14 protein-coding genes are annotated in these 17,989 nt (G+C 65.5%); 1 reads left to right on the top strand and 13 read right to left on the bottom strand.

Annotation, left to right across the window (positions count from 1 at the left end; all coding sequences use genetic code 11):
* The first annotated feature begins 149 nt into the window (after positions 1 to 149).
* Entirely contained in the window at positions 150 to 1,976 is a 1,827-nt protein-coding gene (locus FY036_RS11320; RefSeq protein WP_148914837.1) for an aminopeptidase P family protein, read from the top strand.
* Here FY036_RS11320 and FY036_RS11315 read toward each other — a convergent pair.
* From FY036_RS11315 to murG, 13 genes are all read right to left on the bottom strand, one after another.
* Complete coding sequence (locus FY036_RS11315; protein ID WP_148914836.1) at positions 1,971 to 2,264, bottom strand: AzlD family protein; 294 nt, start codon at positions 2,262 to 2,264, stop codon at positions 1,971 to 1,973. The genes FY036_RS11320 and FY036_RS11315 overlap by 6 nt on opposite strands.
* Positions 2,261 to 2,986 carry an AzlC family ABC transporter permease gene (locus FY036_RS11310; RefSeq protein WP_148914835.1) on the bottom strand — a complete coding sequence of 242 codons (726 nt, stop codon included), beginning with the start codon at positions 2,984 to 2,986 and terminating at the stop codon, positions 2,261 to 2,263. The genes FY036_RS11315 and FY036_RS11310 overlap by 4 nt, the downstream gene beginning before the upstream one ends.
* 87 nt (positions 2,987 to 3,073) lie before the next feature.
* Positions 3,074 to 5,248 carry an NAD-dependent DNA ligase LigA gene (ligA, locus tag FY036_RS11305; RefSeq protein ID WP_148914834.1) on the bottom strand — a complete coding sequence of 725 codons (2,175 nt, stop codon included), beginning with the start codon at positions 5,246 to 5,248 and terminating at the stop codon, positions 3,074 to 3,076.
* A gap of 68 nt (positions 5,249 to 5,316) precedes the next feature.
* A complete protein-coding gene (recN, locus tag FY036_RS11300; protein ID WP_148914833.1) occupies positions 5,317 to 7,002 on the bottom strand; it encodes a DNA repair protein RecN in 1,686 nt (561 codons plus the stop codon).
* 11 nt (positions 7,003 to 7,013) lie between these two features.
* Positions 7,014 to 7,880: an outer membrane protein assembly factor BamD gene (locus FY036_RS11295; RefSeq protein ID WP_148914832.1), complete on the bottom strand. Its 867-nt coding sequence runs from the start codon at positions 7,878 to 7,880 to the stop codon at positions 7,014 to 7,016.
* A gap of 207 nt (positions 7,881 to 8,087) precedes the next feature.
* Complete coding sequence (gene lpxC, locus FY036_RS11290; protein WP_148914831.1) at positions 8,088 to 9,038, bottom strand: UDP-3-O-acyl-N-acetylglucosamine deacetylase; 951 nt, start codon at positions 9,036 to 9,038, stop codon at positions 8,088 to 8,090.
* Between the two features lie 335 nt (positions 9,039 to 9,373).
* Complete coding sequence (gene ftsZ / locus FY036_RS11285) at positions 9,374 to 11,050, bottom strand: cell division protein FtsZ (protein ID WP_148914830.1); 1,677 nt, start codon at positions 11,048 to 11,050, stop codon at positions 9,374 to 9,376.
* A gap of 67 nt (positions 11,051 to 11,117) precedes the next feature.
* Complete coding sequence (gene ftsA, locus FY036_RS11280; RefSeq protein ID WP_148914829.1) at positions 11,118 to 12,431, bottom strand: cell division protein FtsA; 1,314 nt, start codon at positions 12,429 to 12,431, stop codon at positions 11,118 to 11,120.
* Complete coding sequence (locus tag FY036_RS11275) at positions 12,428 to 13,363, bottom strand: cell division protein FtsQ/DivIB (protein ID WP_148914828.1); 936 nt, start codon at positions 13,361 to 13,363, stop codon at positions 12,428 to 12,430. Before FY036_RS11275 ends, ftsA begins: the two co-directional genes overlap by 4 nt.
* Complete coding sequence (locus tag FY036_RS11270; RefSeq protein ID WP_148914827.1) at positions 13,351 to 14,280, bottom strand: D-alanine--D-alanine ligase; 930 nt, start codon at positions 14,278 to 14,280, stop codon at positions 13,351 to 13,353. Before FY036_RS11270 ends, FY036_RS11275 begins: the two co-directional genes overlap by 13 nt.
* Before the next feature lie 224 nt (positions 14,281 to 14,504).
* Positions 14,505 to 15,470, bottom strand: coding sequence for a UDP-N-acetylmuramate dehydrogenase (gene murB, locus FY036_RS11265; RefSeq protein ID WP_148914826.1), 966 nt, complete (start codon positions 15,468 to 15,470; stop codon positions 14,505 to 14,507).
* On the bottom strand, positions 15,467 to 16,867 hold the full coding sequence (gene murC, locus FY036_RS11260; RefSeq protein WP_148914825.1) for a UDP-N-acetylmuramate--L-alanine ligase: 1,401 nt from the start codon (positions 16,865 to 16,867) through the stop codon (positions 15,467 to 15,469). The genes murB and murC overlap by 4 nt, the downstream gene beginning before the upstream one ends.
* Positions 16,864 to 17,988 (bottom strand): undecaprenyldiphospho-muramoylpentapeptide beta-N-acetylglucosaminyltransferase, encoded by a 1,125-nt coding sequence (gene murG, locus FY036_RS11255; protein WP_148914824.1) that lies wholly within the window; start codon positions 17,986 to 17,988, stop codon positions 16,864 to 16,866. Before murG ends, murC begins: the two co-directional genes overlap by 4 nt.
* Between the last annotated feature and the right edge of the window lies 1 nt (position 17,989).

Genomic DNA, 17,989 nt, shown 5'->3' with positions numbered 1-17,989 from the left:
GCGCCGTTTCCGCATGGGAACCATGCGTTTTCGCATATGCGAAATGGAATGCTGCAATGCACTAGACGACCGGGCAGCCGGCTGCGCGTTGCAACCGCCCTTTGGCAGGGCTACAGCAGCATGCGGCAAGTTACGAAAGCGAGGAAATCATGTTCCAGTCGTTCGACGCGCGTACCGATCCCGCCCAGGGCATCGAGAGGGTGGCGCGATTGCGCGAACGTCTGGCAGCAGACGGCCTCGACGGCTTCCTCGTGCCGCGTGCCGACGAGCATCAAGTCGAATATGTCGCTGCCCGGTCGGAGCGGCTGCAGTGGCTGACCGGCTTTACGGGTTCTGCGGGCGCAGCGCTCGTGCTGGCCGATCGCGCCTTGCTGTTCGTCGATGGCCGCTACACGCTTCAGGGCCGCACGCAGGTGGATGCGAACACTTTCGAGATCGACAGTCTTGTCGAGAACCCGCCGGCCAAGTGGCTGGCCGCCAACGCGCGTGCAGGCATGAAGATCGGCTTCGACCCGTGGCTGCACACCGTTTCCGAGGCCGCAGCACTACGACAGGCGCTGGAAAAGGCCGGCGCGGCGCTCGTGGCGGTGTTCAACAATCCCGTCGACGCCATCTGGGCTGACCAGCCGGCGGCACCGTCCGAAAAGATAGAAATCCAGCCCATCGGTTTTGCGGGCGAACTGGCGAAGGACAAGATCGTCCGGCTAGCGGATGCCCTGCGTGCGCAGGGCGCAACCCATGCCGTGCTGACCGATCCCTCGTCGCTGGCGTGGGTGTTCAACATCAGAGGCCGCGACGTGCCTCACACGCCGCTGGCTCTCGGCTTTGCGCTGCTTTCCGCCGAAGGTTTGCCGAAACTGTTCCTGTCGCGCGACAAGCTGACCATCGAGACCGACGCCTACCTGACCCAACTGGCCGACGTGATGGAGCCCGATGCGCTGGAAGGCGAGCTTGCCCGCATCGCCACCGCCGGCGCCCGCGTAGCGCTGGACCCGGTGCTGGCCGCTGAAAAGCTGCGCATGATCGTGGATGCGGCCGGCGGCACCGTGCTTCACTTTGCCGACCCCGCCCGCCTGCCCCGCGCCACCAAGAACGCCGCCGAGCTTCAGGGCAGCCGTGCCGCGCACCGCCGCGATGGCGCGGCGATGGCGAAGTTCCTGTGCTGGCTGGATGCGCAGCGGGCCGGTTCGGTGGATGAGATCGCCGCCGTCGAGGCGCTGGAGCGCTTCCGCGCCTCCACCGGCGAGGAGGTACAGATGCCGTTGCGCGACATCTCGTTCGACACCATCTCCGGCGCCGGGCCCAACGGCGCGATCATCCACTATCGCGTCACGACGAAGACCAATCGTCCGCTTGGAGCGGGAGAGCTCTATCTGGTTGATTCGGGCGGCCAGTATCAAGACGGCACCACCGACATCACCCGCACGGTAGCCATCGGCAAGCCGACCCGGGAGATGTGCGAGCGCTACACCATCGTGCTCAAGGGAATGATCGACATTTCCATGCTGCGGTTCCCGTCGGGCACGCGCGGCATGGACATCGACGCGGTCGCAAGGCTCGCCCACTGGAAGGCCGGCCTCGACTATGCCCACGGCACCGGCCACGGTGTCGGCTCGTTCCTCTCGGTGCACGAGGGCCCTCAGCGTATCGCCAAGACGGGGACGCAGGCCCTGCTGCCCGGCATGATCCTGTCCAACGAGCCCGGCTACTACAAGGAAGGCGCATACGGCATCCGGCTGGAAAACCTGATCGTGGTGACGGAGCCCGAAGCGATCGCGGGCGGCGATATGCCGATGCACGCCTTCGAAACGCTGACGCTCGCCCCCTTCGACCGCAGGCTGATCGTGACGGACATGCTCAGCCCCGACGAGCGCGCCTGGCTGGACGCTTATCACGCGCGCGTCAAGGCCGAGATCGGTTCGATGGTGGATGGCGAGGTGCAGGGCTGGCTGGAAGCCGCCACCGCGCCTCTATAGCGTATTGCGCAGCACGATCAGCACGACCGCCCCGGCCACGAACATCGCCGACAGCCCGCCGCGCAGCGCGACGATGCCGGCAACGATCAGTGCGGCCCATTCAGCCGGCCCTCCGGTCGTCGCCACAGGCGCGACCAGCGTGGTCAGAACCGCTGCCGGCACCGCGTTCAGCCCGGCCTCGACGCGCGGATGGATGCGCTCGAACCGCGACAGCACGAGATGCCCGCCGATGCGCGACAGATAGGTCGCGACCGCGCCGGCGAGGATGATCCAGACGGTCGCGCTCATAGGCTAGCACCCCTTTTCGCAGGCGTCAGCGCGGCGGCCAGCGCGATGCCTGCGGCCGCACCGATGGAGACATGCCACGGCGAACCGACGAGATAGAACGCCGCAATCGACACCGCCGCGCTGATCGCCACGACAGGCAGCCACAGCGGCCGCTTGCGGAAATCCATCACGAGACCGAGGAAATAGATCGGCAGCAGGAAGTCGAAGCCCAGCGCGTGCGGGTTGGGCACGAGGTTGCCGAAAGCCGCGCCGATGCCGGCTTCCACCACCCAGAAGATATAGATCGGCGTGGCCATTCCCATGAACCACGCGAACGAAAGCCCGCCATTCAGCGCCTTCTTCTCACCCTCCGCATATTGCGGATCGGTCAGGAAGAAGAAGCCGAACGCCCGCTGGAACGGCGTCCAGTGCGTGACGCGTCGTCCTAGCGCTGCGGAATAGAGCACGTGGCGGAAGTTGACCGCGAAGATCGAAAGCACGATCAGCCACGGCGCGATCGTCTGGCCGAAGAGTTCGAGGCCCACCATCTGGCTCGCGCCGGCAAACACCGTCGCGCTCATCAGCACCGCCTCGCCGACGCTCATGCCGTTCTGCGCCGCAAGCGCACCGAACAGCAGGCCGAACGGCATGGAAGCCAGCAGCACGGGCAAGCCGTAACGCATGCCGTCGAGAAATTCCCTCCGCCGGTCGGGTTGCGTTTCGGTCAGTTCTGCTGTGGACATGGGGCCTCGCGATGCGCCTGTTTAGGTCAGCATCGCTGCCCTGTCACATCAATTCGGTTGAGCCAAGGGATCAGCGGGACGGATGCGCTACTGGCCCACCCGGACGAACCAGGCATCCTCATCGATCACCTCGATGCCCAGTTCGGTCGCCTGCTTGAGTTTCGAGCCGGCCCCCGGCCCCGCCACGACGAGATCGGTTTTCTTGGACACGGACCCCGCGACCTTCGCGCCGAGCCGTTCGGCCATCGCCTTGGCCTCGTCGCGCGACATGCGCTCCAGCGCGCCGGTGAATACCACCGTCTTGCCTGCAACCGGCGACGAAACATCGCCAACCGGCTCTTCATTGATGGGTGTCACTTCTTCCAGCAGGGCATCCAGCGCCTTGACGTTGTGCTCTTCGGCAAAGAACTCCACCAGCGCCTCGGCGACCACGGACCCGATCCCGTTGATGCCGACGAGTTCCTGCCATGCGGCGTTGCCCGGATCGCCCTTGCCTTTTGGCATCACGGCCTCGCTCGCCCCTTCGCGCAGCTTTGCAAAGGACAGATAGTGCCGCGCCAGCCGTTTCGCGTTCGTCTCGCCGATATGGCGAATGCCCAGCGCAAACAGGAAGCGCGAGACGGCTACTTCGCGGCGGCTGTCGATGGCGGCAAACAGCTTGTTGACCGAGGTTTCGCCGAACCCTTCGACTTTTTCCAACCTGTCCAGCGAGCCTTCCAGCGTGGCCGGCAACGCTTCCTGACGCTTCTTCAGCGTAAAGATTTCGGCCGGCGACCTGATCTGCTGCGCAGCCTTTTCGTTGTTGAAAAAGAACTCGATCTGCTTCTCGCCCAGCCCCTCAATGTCCATCGCGTTGCGCGAGACGAAATGGCGGATGCGCTCCACCGCCTGTGCCGGGCAGATGAGGCCGCCGGTGCAGCGCCGCACCGCCTCGCCCTCTTCGCGCACCGCGTGGCTTCCGCAGGCCGGGCAAGTCTCGGGAAATTTGTAAGGCTCGGCCCCGGCCGGACGCTTTTCGGGCACGATGTCCAGGATTTGCGGGATCACGTCTCCGGCGCGCTGAACCAGCACCGTGTCGCCGACCCGGATATCCCTGCCCTCGCGGATCGGCTGGCCGTCGTTCCCGATACCCTTGATGTAGTCCTCGTTATGCAGCGTGGCGTTGGTCACTACCACCCCGCCCACCGTCACCGGCTCCAGCCGCGCTACTGGCGTCAGCGCGCCGGTACGCCCCACCTGTATCTCGATGGCGCGCAGAACCGTCGTCGCCTTCTCGGCCGGAAACTTGTGCGCGGTCGCCCAGCGCGGGCTGCGCGAGCGAAAACCCAGCCGCTCCTGCAGGGCAAGATCGTCGACCTTGTAGACCACGCCGTCGATGTCGTAGGGCAGGCTCGCGCGCTCCGCCTCGATGGCGCGGTAGCGGGCCAGCATCTCGTCCAGCGATTTGCACAGCCCCATATGGTCGTTGATGCGGAAACCCCACTTGCCCAGCCGCTTCACCGCCTCGAACTGCGTTTCGGCCAGCGGCTCACTCGTCTCGCCCCACGCATAGGCGAAGAATTTCAGGGGCCGCTTTCGGGTGTTTTCCGGGTCTTTCTGGCGCAGGCTGCCCGCAGCGAAGTTGCGCGGATTGGCGAAGACGCGGCCGGTCTCTTCCGCCATGCGCTCGTTGAGCGCGAGGAAGTCGTCTCGGCGCATATAGACCTCGCCGCGCACCTCCACCACCTCCGGCGCATCGCCGGGCAATTCCTGCGGTATCTCGTCTATGGTGCGGATATTGGCTGTCACGTTCTCGCCCGTCGTGCCGTCGCCCCGCGTCGCCGCCGTCACCAGCTTTCCGCGCTCGTAGCGCAGTGACATCGAAAGCCCGTCGATCTTGGGCTCGGCGGTAAAGGTTACGTCCTGCCCCTCACGGAGCGCCAGAAACCGCCGCACGGACGCGACGAAATCGCGAACGTCGTCGTCCGAAAACACGTTGTCGAGCGACAGCATCGGCCGCGCATGCACGACCTGCCCGAACGCGCCGGACGGTGCTGCGCCGACGACGGCGGAGGGAGAATCCGTGCGGATGAGTTCCGGAAACGCAGCTTCGATTTCCGCGTTGCGCAACCGCAGCGCGTCATAGTCGGCATCCGAGATGGTCGGCGCATCCTCGGCGTGATAGCGCCGGTCGTGTTCGGCGATCTCGGCCGAAAGCAGGGCCAGTTCTTCAGCCGCCTCTTCCGCGGAGAGGTCTTCTACAGGCTTGCGAGAACGGGACATGGCGCGAATCCGGACTTGTACTGGAGCGCCACACTAGCGCCCCTGCCCCGCCGCTCAAGCCCCCACTGTCAGGAGACCGAGGCGTTCTCGCGCAGCAGCCGCTCGGCGGCAGCCCTGGCCTCGTCGGTGATGGTCGCGCCGGCCAGCATGCGCGCGATCTCTTCCTGACGATCGTTCTTAGCAAGCGCAGCAACCCCCGTCGCCACCTTGTCCGCCCCGCCCGACTTGGAGATGAGGTAGTGCGTGTCCGCCCGCGCGGCCACCTGCGGCGCATGCGTCACAGACAGCACCTGGATGCGGCTTGCAAGCCGCGCCAGCCGCTGGCCGATGGCGTCCGCCACGGCGCCGCCCACGCCGGTATCGATCTCGTCGAAAACCAGCGTCGGCGCCGAGCCCCTGTCCGCCAGCGCCACTTTCAGCGCCAGCAGGAAGCGCGACAGCTCGCCGCCAGACGCGACCTTCATGATCGGCCCCGGCCGTGTGCCGGGGTTGGTGCGCACCCAGAACTCGATCTGGTCAATACCCGTCTCGGCGCGATCGTCCGGCTCGGATGAAATCTCCACGATGAACTCGGCCCGCTCCAGCTTCAGCGCGGGAAGCTCCTTCATCACCGATTTAGCAAGCGACGCAGCCGTGCCTCTGCGCAGTTCGGAAAGGTGCGCGGCCGCCTCGTCATAGGCCACGCGCGCGGCGCGTGCCTCGTTTTCCAGCCCGGCCAGCCGTTCCTCGCCCGCATCGAGATCGGCGAGGTCGGCCGCCATGCTGTCGCGCAGCGCAGCCAGATCGTCCACCGCGACCGAATGCTTCCTGGCCACCGCCCGAAGCGCAAACAGCCGCTCCTCGGCGTCTTCGAGCGCCTTCGGGTCGAACTCGGCGGCTCGCATCGCTGCATCCACCGCCTGCTGCGCATCGTCGAGCGAAATCAGCGCCTCGTCCAGCGACTTGATGATGTCGTCCAGCAGCCCAGGCGCGGCCTCCGCCTTGCGCTGAAGGCGGCGTAGCAGGCTCGCGAGCTGCGGAACGGCTGAGCCCTGCCCGGCCAGCACGTCCTGCGCGTCGGAAATGTCGGAGGCGATCTTTTCGGCGCGCATCATCGCCGCGCGCCGCTCTGCGAGGTCGGTTTCCTCGCCGGGCTGCGGGTCGAGCTTGGAAAGCTCGTCCACGGAAGCGCGTAGATAGTCGGCCTCGCGCGCCGCCGCCTCGACCTTGGCGCGGTGCCGTGCCAGCCCCTGCTCCGCCTCGCGCCACGCCCGCCATGCGCGCGCAACGGATTGCGCGGCGCCGACGTGACCGCCGAATGCGTCCAGCAGGTCGCGATGCGCGGCCGCATCCACCAATGCGCGGTCGTCGTGCTGGCCGTGGATTTCGACCAGCGCGCGGCCGATCTCGCGAAGAAGCGAGACGCTGGCAGGCTGGTCGTTGACGAAGACGCGGCTCCGACCGTCGGCCGACTGCGTGCGCCGCAGGATCAGGTCGCCGCCCACCCCCTCGCCATCGTCCAGCGCGTTGGCGCGCAGGATTTCGCGTGCGGGATGGTTGGCCGGCACGTCGAAGATCGCGGTGACGTTGCCCTGCCCCGCGCCGTGGCGCACGAGCGAGGCGTCGCCGCGCGCGCCAAGCGCCAGAGACAGCGCATCGAGCAGAATGGATTTGCCGGCGCCCGTCTCGCCGGTTAGTACCGACATGCCAGCCGAAAAATCGATGTCGAGCCGTTCGATCAGAACGATATCGCGGATCGACAGGTGCGCCAGCATCTAGGAGATAATCAGCTTCCGGCGATCAGCGCGCCGGCCCGGCTGAGCCACGATCCCTGATTTTCGCGCGGCGAAAGCCCTCCCGACTGCAGCAGCGCATAGGAGTCCTTGTACCACTGGCTCTCGGGGAAATTGTGCCCGAGCACGGCAGCGGCGGTCTGCGCTTCCGAGGCGAGGCCCATCGCGTAATAGGTCTCCGTCAGGCGTGCCAGCGCCTCCTCGACATGGCGCGTGTCACCGTAGACTTCCACGACGTTGCGGAAGCGCTTGACACCGGCGATGTATTCGCGCCGTTCGAGATAGTAGCGGCCGATCTGCATTTCCTTGCCGGCGAGCTGGTCGCGGGCGAAGCGGATCTTTGCCTTCGCGTCGTCGACATATTCCGAATCGGGCCAACGATCCACCACCTCCTGCATCGCCTCGACGGCGCGGCGCGATTCGCGCTGGTCGCGCGTCACGTCACGGATCTGGCGGAAATAGGAGAGCCCGACGATATACTGCGCGTAGGCTGCGTCGTCCGTGCTCGGATAGAGCGAGACATAGCGCTGGCCGGCGGTGATGGCTTCCTCGTACTTGCCCTGACGGTAATTGGCGAAGGCGTTCATCACCATCGCTTTGCGGGCGTGCTCCGAATAGGGATGCTGGCGATCCACCGCCTCGAACTTGCGGGCGGCCTCGGTCATACGGCCGGATTCGAGGTTGGCGAGGCCCTGGTTGTACAGGGTGTCTGCCGGCTCCACGCTGTCGACATAGGCGGCGAGGTCGACGTCGCGATCGGACGCGCAGGCCGATACCATAAGCGGCAACGCAACCGCGCACGCCAGAAGGCCCAACGCGCTGCGTGGCCTGGCGGAAGCGGCTCTGCGGAATTCAGTCATGACGGACGTTCGCCCCTCTGGCTTCGATCAATTCGCTGTGCACCGAACCATCCGAGAGACGCAAACGCCTTCGGCCCGGTGCCTGAATGTGCGGCAGTCATAGTTGAACTGTCGCCCCTCGGCAATCTTGTTGCCGTGCAATGGCACTTTTTTGTGGCGACAAACAGCAAGAAACACCGCGCAAAACCGGCGCTTGCGCGTTCCCTGTCAGATCATCCAGGGCGCGTAGACGGGCGCGTTCACCGCGATCATCTCGGCCTTGCGGCCACGCTCGCGCCGCGCGGTCTCGACGATCTCGAAAGCGGTACGATCGGAAAGCAGCCTGCGCAGTGCGGATGCGTTCAGCCGGTGGCCGCCACGGTAGGAGCGGAAGCAGCCGATGAACCGCGCCCCTGCCAGAGCCAGATCGCCCATCGCGTCCAGCATCTTGTGGCGCGCGAACTCGTTGGAGTAACGCAGGCCTTCCATATTGATGACCCGGTCGTCGTGACCGATCACGACGGAATTCTCAAGCGAGGAGCCAAGCGCATAGCCGGCAGCCCAAAGGCGCTCGACGTCCTTCATGAAGCCGAAGGTGCGCGCCCGCGCGATCTCCTGCCGGAAGGTGTCGGGCGTGATGTCGGCGGTGAAATACTGACGGCCGATCACCGGCGTCTCGAAATCGATCTCGACCTCGAACCGGGTGCCGTCATACGGCCGGAACTCGGCCCAAGAAGCGCCGCTCTCGATGCGAACCGGCTTGACGATGCGGATATAGCGCCGCTTCACGGCCTGCTGGCGCAGCCCGGCGTGATCGAACGCCTCGACGAAGGGAGCCGCGCTGCCGTCGAAGATAGGCACTTCGTTGCCATCGATCTCGATCAGCACATTGTCGATGCCGAGAGACGAAAGTGCCGCCAGCAGGTGCTCGACCGTGGCGACGTGGACGCCTGCGGGATCACCCAGAATGGTGGAGAGGTCGGTGCCGCCCACTTCGGCAACAAGCGCGCGAAGCTCGACAGTGCGGCCGGAGCCGTCGGTCCGAGAGAACACGATGCCGGTGTCGGCGTCGGCCGGATTGAAATGGATGGAGACAGGCTTTCCGCTGTGGACGCCCGTGCCGGACAACGACACGCGCGACTTGAGCGTGGTCTGGTAGTCGTGCAAGTCGATCCCCATAAACCCGTCCCGGTTATGCCCGACAGATCGGAATGCCGATCATGGCTTCTACTTTCGGCTCAGGGGCTCTCATCCCCACGAATCCCTGACCGTTTTGATTGTTGTCGAAGATAATGTTGGGAGTAAGAGAGTCCAAATCACGGTTTCTTACCCTCCGTTACAGCATTGGCCGACTTACACTCTTGCTGCAACCCTTTGTTATCCCTAACATTTCCTTAACGGAAAGCGAGCGCCGAAGCGCCCGCCTGTAACATTCCGTGAAGCAGAAGGAAAGGGCCGTGATCGGCGCGGCGGATGGTTTCGCCCTGCCCCGCCACCACGGCCCTTTTCCGTCGTCAGTTCGCCTGCCGGCGCAGGAAGGCCGGGATTTCAAGCTGGTCGTCTTCCTGATGCGTGCGCGGCTGGACCGAAACGCGTCCCTGCTGGTCGAGCTGTCCGCGCTGCGGTGCGTAGAGCTGCGCGTCCTGTGCAGGCGCGCGGCGCTGCTCGGGTGCAGGCTGGCGCAGGCGCGGCTCGCGCGGCTGTGCGGGCTGCAGACGTGCCGGCTCTTCCTCGCGGCGGGAGGACAGGCCCTGCGTCAGGCGCTTGAGCAGGCCCATGGGGCCGCGCTCTTCATGGTCGTGCGCAAGCGGGGCTTCCAGCTCGGCACGAACGACCGGCGGGAAGTCTTCCACACGCGGCATGCGCGGCTGCACCGGCGCGGGTGCTGCGGCCTGCTGCACCGGAGCGGCAACCGGCGCTGCCGGGCGAGCGAACTCCTGCTGGACGACGGGCTGCGCGACAGGCTCTGCCGCCGGCTGCGCGAACAGCCTGCTCTGCGGCCGGAACTCCTGCTCGGCGGCGGCGCGCGGCGCGGCTGCCAGTTCGGCGTTCATTTCCGCGATGCGGATAGCCTCGGCAACCGGATCGCTGGCGCGCGGTGCTTCCGGCTGTACCGGGGCTGCCGCCACGGCCGGGCGGATTTCGACCGGACGCTGCTGCATGGGCTGCTGTACCGGCTTCTGCGGCGGGCGGATGGAGATCGGCGGGGTGTTGATCTCCGCTGCCGACTTGTCGATCCCGGTCGCAACCACAGACACGCGGATGACGCCCTCCAGTTCCTCATCGAAGGTCGCGCCAAGGATGATGTTGGCGTCCTGATCCACTTCCTCGCGGATGCGGGTCGCGGCTTCGTCGACCTCGAACAGCGTCAGGTCGCGACCACCGGTGATGGAGATCAGCAGGCCGCGTGCGCCCTTCATCGAGGTCTCGTCGAGCAGCGGGTTGGCGATCGCGGCTTCGGCTGCTGCCATCGCACGGCCCTCGCCCGAAGCTTCGCCCGTGCCCATCATGGCCTTGCCCATCTCGCGCATCACCGAGCGAACGTCGGCGAAATCGAGGTTGATGAGGCCTTCCTTGACCATCAGGTCGGTGATGCAGGCCACACCCGAATAGAGCACCTGATCGGCCATCGCGAAGGCGTCGGCGAAGGTGGTCTTGTCGTTGGCGATGCGGAATAGGTTCTGGTTCGGGATGACGATGAGCGTATCGACGCTCTTCTGCAGTTCCTCGATACCCATATCCGCTGTCTTCATGCGGCGCTGGCCTTCGAAGTGGAACGGCTTGGTCACGACGCCGACGGTCAGGATGCCCTTCTCACGTGCCGCACGCGCCACCACCGGGGCAGCGCCCGTGCCCGTGCCGCCGCCCATGCCGGCGGTGACGAAGCACATATGGGTATTGGACAGATGGTCCATGATCTCGTCGATGCACTCTTCGGCCGCCGCGCGGCCAACCTCGGGCTGCGAGCCGGCGCCAAGGCCTTCGGTGACATGCGCGCCGAGCTGGATCATCCGCTCGGACTTCGACATGGTCAGCGCCTGCGCGTCGGTGTTGGCCACGACGAACTCAACGCCACGCAATCCCGCGGTGATCATGTTGTTCACGGCGTTGCCGCCACCGCCACCGACACCGAACACGGTGATCCGGGGCTTCAGTTCGGTGATGTCCGGCTTCTGCAGATTGATGCTCATTGTCCTCGTCCTTTTCGCCTTTCCCGCCGCTTCGCCGCTGCGGCTGCGTGGGGCTTGCCCCTGCTGTTTAGAAACTGTCCTTGAACCACTGGCCGACACGCTGAAGCCTGCCGCCCGTCCCCGTGCCCTTGAAACGCAAGGCACCGCCTTTTCCGTACCTGCTCTCCACGCCTGCAACCTGCGGATAGATCAGCAGGCCAACCGTTGTGGCGAAGGCTGGTCCCTTCGCCGCTTCCGGCAACCCTGTCACGCCGAGCGGCCTGCCCAGCCGCACGTTGCGTGCGAGAATGCGTCGTGCCGCTTCCGGCAGTCCGGCAAGCTGGCTGGCGCCGCCCGTCAGCACCACACGCTTGCCGATCACGCCTGCGAAGCCCGACTTGTTGAGTCGGTCGCGCACGATCTCCAGCGTCTCCTCGATGCGCGCGCGGATGATCTTGTTCATCACCGAGCGCGGCGCATGCTGCGGCATCTCGCCATCATCCGGGCCGATCGGCTGGATGGTCACCATGTCGCGGTCGTCGTCGATCGCCGGCAGCGCGGAGCCGTGCATGACCTTCAGCCGCTCGGCATGTTCGCGCCCGGTCGAAAGACCCTTGGCAAGGTCCATCGTCACGTGCCCGCCGCCTATTGGCAGCACCTCGGCATAGACGAACTTGCCTTCCGCGAAGATGGAGATGGTGGTCGTGCCGCCACCCATGTCGATGCAGGCAGCGCCCATTTCCGCCTCGTCGTCCACCAGCGCGGACAGGCCGCTCGCATAAGGCGTCGCGACCATGCGCTCGACCGAAAGGTGCGAGCGGTTGACGCAAAGCTCCAGATTGCGCAGCGGCGCGGCATCGGCCGTCAGCACGTGCATGTCCACGCCCAGCACGTCGCCGATCATGCCGCGCGGGTCGCGCACGCCGCGCTCGGCATCCAGCGAAAAGCCCACCGGCAGCGAATGCACCACTTCGCGCTCGGCGCGCAGCGCCTGCTTGGCGCCGGCCGCCAGGACGCGCTTGATGTCGCCCTCGCCCGCCTCGTGGCCGCCCAGGTTCACCGACGACGAGAAGATCGAGCTCTTCATCCGTCCGGCCGAAACGTTCACGAAAAGCGATTCGACGGTCAGGCCTGCCATGCGCTCCGCGGCATCCACCGCCAGCCGCACCGCCTGCTCGGCACGATCCAGCTCCACGATGACGCCGGACTTCACGCCCTGCGATTTCTGGTGGCCGATGCCGATCACCTTGATCTTGTGCGTACGGCCCGGCAGCCGCTCGCTCTCCTCGCAGGGCTTCAGCTGGCCGATGACGCAGCAAACCTTGGTGGAACCCACGTCCAGCACGGTGACGATGCCGGAACGCCCGGCCGCCGTGTCCTTCTGTCCGCCAAGCCAGCTCATATGTTACGCTCCGCCGGCTTGTAGTTCTTGCCCAGACGCTCCTTCAGCGCGGCCTCGCGTGCCACCGCCGCATCGGGCGACAGCTTGACGACGAGCCGGTCGGCAAAGCGCATGTCGACAGTTTCGATATCGCGCGACAGGAGCCCCTGCTGCGCATCCAGCGCGACCAGTTCCTGCAGCGCCTTGTCCTCACCGCGCTCCGGCAGCTTCACCGTCACGCCGTTCTCCAGCCGCAGGTCCCAGCGACGCTCGGAAACGCGCACATAGCCGCGCACGCGGCTGGCCAGCTCCGGATAAGCCGCAACCTTGGCGATGAAACCGGAAGCGACGTCCTCGGCGCCCATGCCGACGACCAGCGGAAGCGAATGATGCCGCGCGCTTGCCAGCGGCGCGATCAGCCTGCCGTCCTGCTCGATCAGCGAAAGCCGCGTGCCCTGCTGCCAGATGGCGTAGGGCGTGCGCTCGGCGATCTTCACCTCCAGCGTGGACGGATAGATCTTGCGCACCGAAACGCCCTCGACCCATGGAAGGCTGGCGATGCGGCTGCGCGCTTCCTCGACATCGAAGCCGACCAGCGAGGTCCAGCCGTCGAGGCCGACCCGGTCGAACACGTCGATCTCGGAAGTCTCCTGATTGCCGCTGACGCGAATCTCGTTGATCGCAAAACCGGTTCTCGCGGTCACGCCCTGCACCACAGTTGGCATGTGTCCGCCGAGAACCGCTCCGTAGAGCGAGAAGCCGCCGACGAGCGCGGCGCTCAGCATCGCCATCGCATAGGGCGGAGCCTCGATCTCTCCCGACGCGAAACGCGAGAAGGCGCGCACCGGCTTTCGCAGCCAGCGCGGAAGGACAAAACCGCCGGACGCCAAGGCCCAGCGCCCGCGCGCATCGGCGCCAGCCCCACCACCTCGTCCTGAGGTCAACGCGAACAAGAAGCGTCCTCCACCATCCAACTCAGAAGCTCACCAAAACCATGCCCCGCTTCCGCGGCGATCTCAGGCACCAGCGACGTTGGCGTCATGCCCGGCTGGGTGTTCACCTCCAGCCAGACCAACTCGCCATTCTCGGAATAGCGATCGTCGTAGCGGAAGTCCGACCGGGAGACGCCACGACATCCAATTGCTTGGTGTGCCTTGAGCGCCAGTGTCTGTACTTTTTGGTAAATAAAGGGTGAAACTTTTGCGGGGCATTCGTGTTTTGAGCCGCCCGCGACATATTTCGCATCGTAATCGTAGAACGAGTGGCCGACGGGGATGATCTCGGTCACGCCCAGCGCCACATCGCCCATAACCGCGCAGGTCAGCTCGCGCCCGTGAATGAAGCGTTCCACCATCACCGTATCGCCATATCGCCACTCCGACGAGGTGATGATCTGGGGCGGATGCGACTGGTCTTCCTTGACGATCACGACCCCGAAACTCGACCCCTCGTTCACCGGTTTGACGACGTAGGGCGGCTTCATCGGGTGAGCGTTACCGATATCGAAACGATTCATCACGCGTGATTCGGCGACGGGAATCCCCACCGACTTCGCCACCCGCTTGGCCTGCTCCTTGTCCATCGCCAGCGCCGAGGCCAGCACACCCGAATGGGTGTAGGGGATCTGGAGGTATTCGAGGACGCCCTGGATCGTGCCGTCCTCGCCGTAAGGCCCGTGCAGCGCGTTGAAAGCGACGTCCGGCTTCAGCTCCGCAAGCACACTCGAAACGTCGCGCCCCACATCGACGCGGGTGACGCGGTAGCCTTCCTTTTCGAGAGCGTCTGCACAGGCGTTTCCGGACGAAAGAGAGACCGGCCGCTCGGACGAAAACCCGCCCAGAAGAACGGCAACGTGCTTCTTTTTCTCCATGCCCGGAAATCCCCTCATGCTCGGGCCTTAGACGTGTTTCGTCAGGTTTGAGTCAGAGTCTTCCGGCGAGCGACTCGCCGGCGTCCGCACACTCGACTCAAAACAAGGAAACGATTCTGACCCCAAGGAATCAGACTAACGATTCCGTGACAAGGCCTTGAGATTCGATGGGATTCACTTTTTGCAACAAAGCCGGTGCGAGGGCCGGAAATGCTGGACTTGGGTCAGAGCAGCTGGCCCAGAAATTCCTGCACCTCGTGGCCTGGCTTGAAGTCGCCGATGCGCTTGATCTCCCATTCGAGCCTGATACCCGAATGCTCCAGAACGCGTGCACGCACCGTCTCGCCGAGATACTCTAGATCGTATCCCGTCGCCGAGCCGGTATTGATCATGAAGTTGCAGTGCATGGGCGATATCTGCGCCCCGCCGATCATCAGACCGCGGCACCCTGCCTTGTCGATTTCCTTCCAGGCCGACGTGCCCTCGGGATTTTTGAAGGTCGAGCCGCCGGTCTTCTCACGGATCGGCTGGACTGTCTCGCGATGCGTCTGCACGGCGTCCATCGCGGTCCGGATCGCGTCGCGGTCCTCCGCATAGCCCTCGAACTCGGCGCTGACGAAAATCAGATCCTTCGGCGCGGAGGAATGGCGGTAGGCGTAGCCCATCTGCGCGTTGGAGAACTCGCGAACCTCGCCCTGGCGGTCGATGGCTCGCACGCTCACCACACGCTCCCGCGTCTCGACGCCGTTGGCGCCCGCATTCATGCGTAGCGCGCCGCCGATCGCACCGGGGATGCCATGGTAAAAGTGGAACCCACCGATGCCGACCTCTAGCGCCACGGCCGCGACCTTCTTGTCGGGTACCGCCGCCCCGGCGCGAATCGTGTTGTCGCCCGTGGCTTCGGCCTGACCGAATCCCTTGGCCGACAGCCGGATGACCACGCCGCGAATGCCGGCCTCGCGCACCAGCAGGTTGGAGCCGACACCGACCACGGTTATCGGAACATCGTCCGGCAAAGCCTTGAGAAACGAGGACAAATCCTCTTCGTCTGCGGGCTGGAAAAGCAACTCCGCCGGCCCGCCCGCGCGAAACCACGTGATCGCGTCCATCGGCGCGTCGGGCGTCAGCCTGCCGCGCACGTTCGCCGCAGCATCCCCAAGCCTTCGCAGCAACGCCCCGCCATCCGTCATTCCGCCTCCAGTTCCTTCGGCAGCGCGTAGGCCCATTGGGTGATGTTGCCCGCACCCAGGAACACGACGAAATCGCCGTCCTTCGCCAGTTCGCTTACAATTGGCGCAATCGCAGCCGCCCCTTCGATGTTGCGCGCGTCGCGATGCCCGCCAGCGCGGATACGCGCGACCAGCGTCTCGGCGTTCACGCCCTCGATCGCGTCTTCGCCGGCGGCATAGACCGGCGCGATCATCACCGTGTCGGCGTCGTTGAAGCAGGCTGCGAAATCATCGAACAGGTCGCGCAGGCGCGTGAAACGGTGCGGCTGTGCAATCGCGATCACGCGGCCCTTGCACGCCTCGCGTGCCGCCCTCAGCACCGCCTTTATCTCGACCGGGTGATGGCCGTAATCGTCGAATATCTCGACGCCGTTCCACGAGCCGGTATGCGTGAAGCGCCGCTTCACGCCGCCGAACGACGAGAGCCCGCGCCTGATGTCTTCCCCGGACATGCCTAGTTCGTGCGCCACCGCAATCGCCGCGGTCGCGTTGGAGACGTTGTGGCGGCCGGGCATCGGCAGGCGCAGGCCCTCGATGTCCTCCACCATGCCCGTCTTGCGGTTGCGAATCGTCACGTCGAACACCGACGTCGCGCCATCCATGCGCACATTGGAAAAGCGCACGTCGGCCTGCTTGTTCTCGCCATAGGTGACGACGCGGCGGTCCTCGATGCGAGACACCAGCGCCTGCACCTCGGCATGGTCGATGCACATCACGCCAAAGCCGTAGAACGGCACGTTCTCAACGAAATTGGCGAATGCCTCGCGCACCTTGTCGAACGAACCGTAATGGTCGAGGTGTTCGGGGTCGATGTTCGTCACCACGGCAATGTCGGCTGGCAACTTGAGGAAGGTGCCGTCGCTCTCGTCGGCCTCCACCACCATCCACTCGCCCTCGCCCATGCGCGCATTGGTGCCGTAGGCGTTGATGATGCCGCCATTCACCACCGTCGGGTCGAGCCCGCCTGCTTCGAGCAGCGTGGCGACCATGGAGGTCGTCGTTGTCTTGCCGTGCGTGCCGCCGATGGCGATCGCGTTGCGGAAGCGCATAAGTTCGGCCAGCATCTCGGCGCGGCGAACGATAGGCAGCAGTTTCTCGCGCGCAGCGATCAACTCCGGATTGTTCTTCTTCACCGCCGTCGATACGACGACCACCTCGGCATTGCCGAGGTTTTCGGCGGCATGGCCGACAAAGCAGGTGATTCCCTTGTCGCGCAGGCGCTGCACATTGGCGCTGTCGGCCTGGTCGGAGCCCTGCACCGCATAGCCCAGATTGTGCAGCACCTCGGCGATGCCGCTCATGCCGATGCCGCCGATGCCGATGAAATGCACGACGCCGATTGTCTGCGGCATCTTCATGCCTGCACTCTCCTTTTGAACGCTTCGACGGATTCGCCCGAGGCAATAGCCTCTGCGAGGTCCGCGAGCAACCTCGTCGCGTCCGTACGCCCTGCCGCCTTCGCCGCAGCGGCCATGGTTGTAAGCTGCCCCGGCTGTTCCACCAGCCCGCCGACAAGCTCTGCGATCCGCTCTGGCGAAAGCGTGGATTGAGGATGCACCTGCACCCCGCCGGTAGCCGCCAGCGTCGCCGCATTAGCCGCCTGGTCGTGGTCGAGCGCATGCGGATAGGGAACCAGCAGCGCCGGCCTGCCTATCGCCGCGATCTCGGAGACGGTCGATGCGCCGGAACGTGAAATCACCAGATGAGCATCGGCAATGCGCCGCGCCATATCGGTGAAGAACGGAGAAACATCAGCCCTCACGCCCAGCGCCTCGTAACGCGCCTTCACCTTTGCCTCGTCTTCCGGCCTTGCCTGCTGGGTCACCTCGATCCGCGCGCGCTGCGCGGGTGTAAGAAGCTCGATCGCGCCAGGAATCGCATCGGAGAAGAACTGCGCGCCCTGGCTGCCGCCGAACACCAGAAGGCGGAACGGACCCACTCCCTCCGGCGCGCGATAGGTCGTCCTGGCTGCCTCGACCACTGCGGGCCGCACGGGGTTTCCGGTCTCGACGATCTTTGCGCCATGCGCGCCGGTCGCGGCGAGGAACCCGCCGGCAATCGCCGTCACGCGCCCGGCCAGTGCCCGGTTGGCGCGTCCCATCACCGCGTTCTGCTCGTGAACGATGGTAGGCAGGCCGCGCCGTGTCGCCGCCCAAAGCGGCGGCAGCGTGGGATAACCGCCGAAGCCTATCACGGCCTTCGGCCCGATCTTCTCCATCACCCGGCCCGCCTCCCGCGCGCCCCGCCAAATGGTCCAGAACGCGCGGGCGAGCGCGAGCGGATTGCGGGAGCCGATGGTCGACGACGGAATCGCATGGATCGCGGATGCAGGGAACGACCCCGCATAGCGCCCCGCCCGGCTGTCGGTTGCCAGATGCACTTCCCAGTCGCGCGCCGTCAGTTCGTGCGACAGTGCCTCGGCGGGAAACAGGTGTCCGCCGGTCCCCCCGGCGGCAAGAAGGATAACGCCTTTCGCCATG

It is taken from the genome of Neoaquamicrobium microcysteis (assembly GCF_008180155.1).
GTDB lineage: Bacteria > Pseudomonadota > Alphaproteobacteria > Rhizobiales > Rhizobiaceae > Aerobium > Aerobium microcysteis.
The sequence above is the reverse complement of the archived record's forward strand: the minus strand, read 5'-3'. Positions and strand labels throughout refer to the sequence as shown.

Bases quoted from the DNA above. Each gene is read 5' to 3' on its own strand.
- FY036_RS11315 (WP_148914836.1), bottom strand. From the start codon at position 2,264: ATGAGCGCGACCGTCTGGATCATCCTCGCCGGCGCGGTCGCGACCTAT.
- FY036_RS11310 (WP_148914835.1), bottom strand. From the start codon at position 2,986: ATGTCCACAGCAGAACTGACCGAAACGCAACCCGACCGGCGGAGGGAA.
- murB (WP_148914826.1), bottom strand. From the start codon at position 15,470: ATGACGGATGGCGGGGCGTTGCTGCGAAGGCTTGGGGATGCTGCGGCG.
- murG (WP_148914824.1), bottom strand. From the start codon at position 17,988: ATGGCGAAAGGCGTTATCCTTCTTGCCGCCGGGGGGACCGGCGGACAC.
- recN (WP_148914833.1), bottom strand. From the start codon at position 7,002: ATGCTGGCGCACCTGTCGATCCGCGATATCGTTCTGATCGAACGGCTC.
- murC (WP_148914825.1), bottom strand. From the start codon at position 16,867: ATGAAGATGCCGCAGACAATCGGCGTCGTGCATTTCATCGGCATCGGC.
- ftsZ (WP_148914830.1), bottom strand. From the start codon at position 11,050: ATGAGCATCAATCTGCAGAAGCCGGACATCACCGAACTGAAGCCCCGG.
- ligA (WP_148914834.1), bottom strand. From the start codon at position 5,248: ATGTCCCGTTCTCGCAAGCCTGTAGAAGACCTCTCCGCGGAAGAGGCG.
- FY036_RS11320 (WP_148914837.1), top strand. From the start codon at position 150: ATGTTCCAGTCGTTCGACGCGCGTACCGATCCCGCCCAGGGCATCGAG.
- FY036_RS11295 (WP_148914832.1), bottom strand. From the start codon at position 7,880: ATGACTGAATTCCGCAGAGCCGCTTCCGCCAGGCCACGCAGCGCGTTG.
- ftsA (WP_148914829.1), bottom strand. From the start codon at position 12,431: ATGAGCTGGCTTGGCGGACAGAAGGACACGGCGGCCGGGCGTTCCGGC.
- FY036_RS11270 (WP_148914827.1), bottom strand. From the start codon at position 14,280: ATGGAGAAAAAGAAGCACGTTGCCGTTCTTCTGGGCGGGTTTTCGTCC.
- lpxC (WP_148914831.1), bottom strand. From the start codon at position 9,038: ATGGGGATCGACTTGCACGACTACCAGACCACGCTCAAGTCGCGCGTG.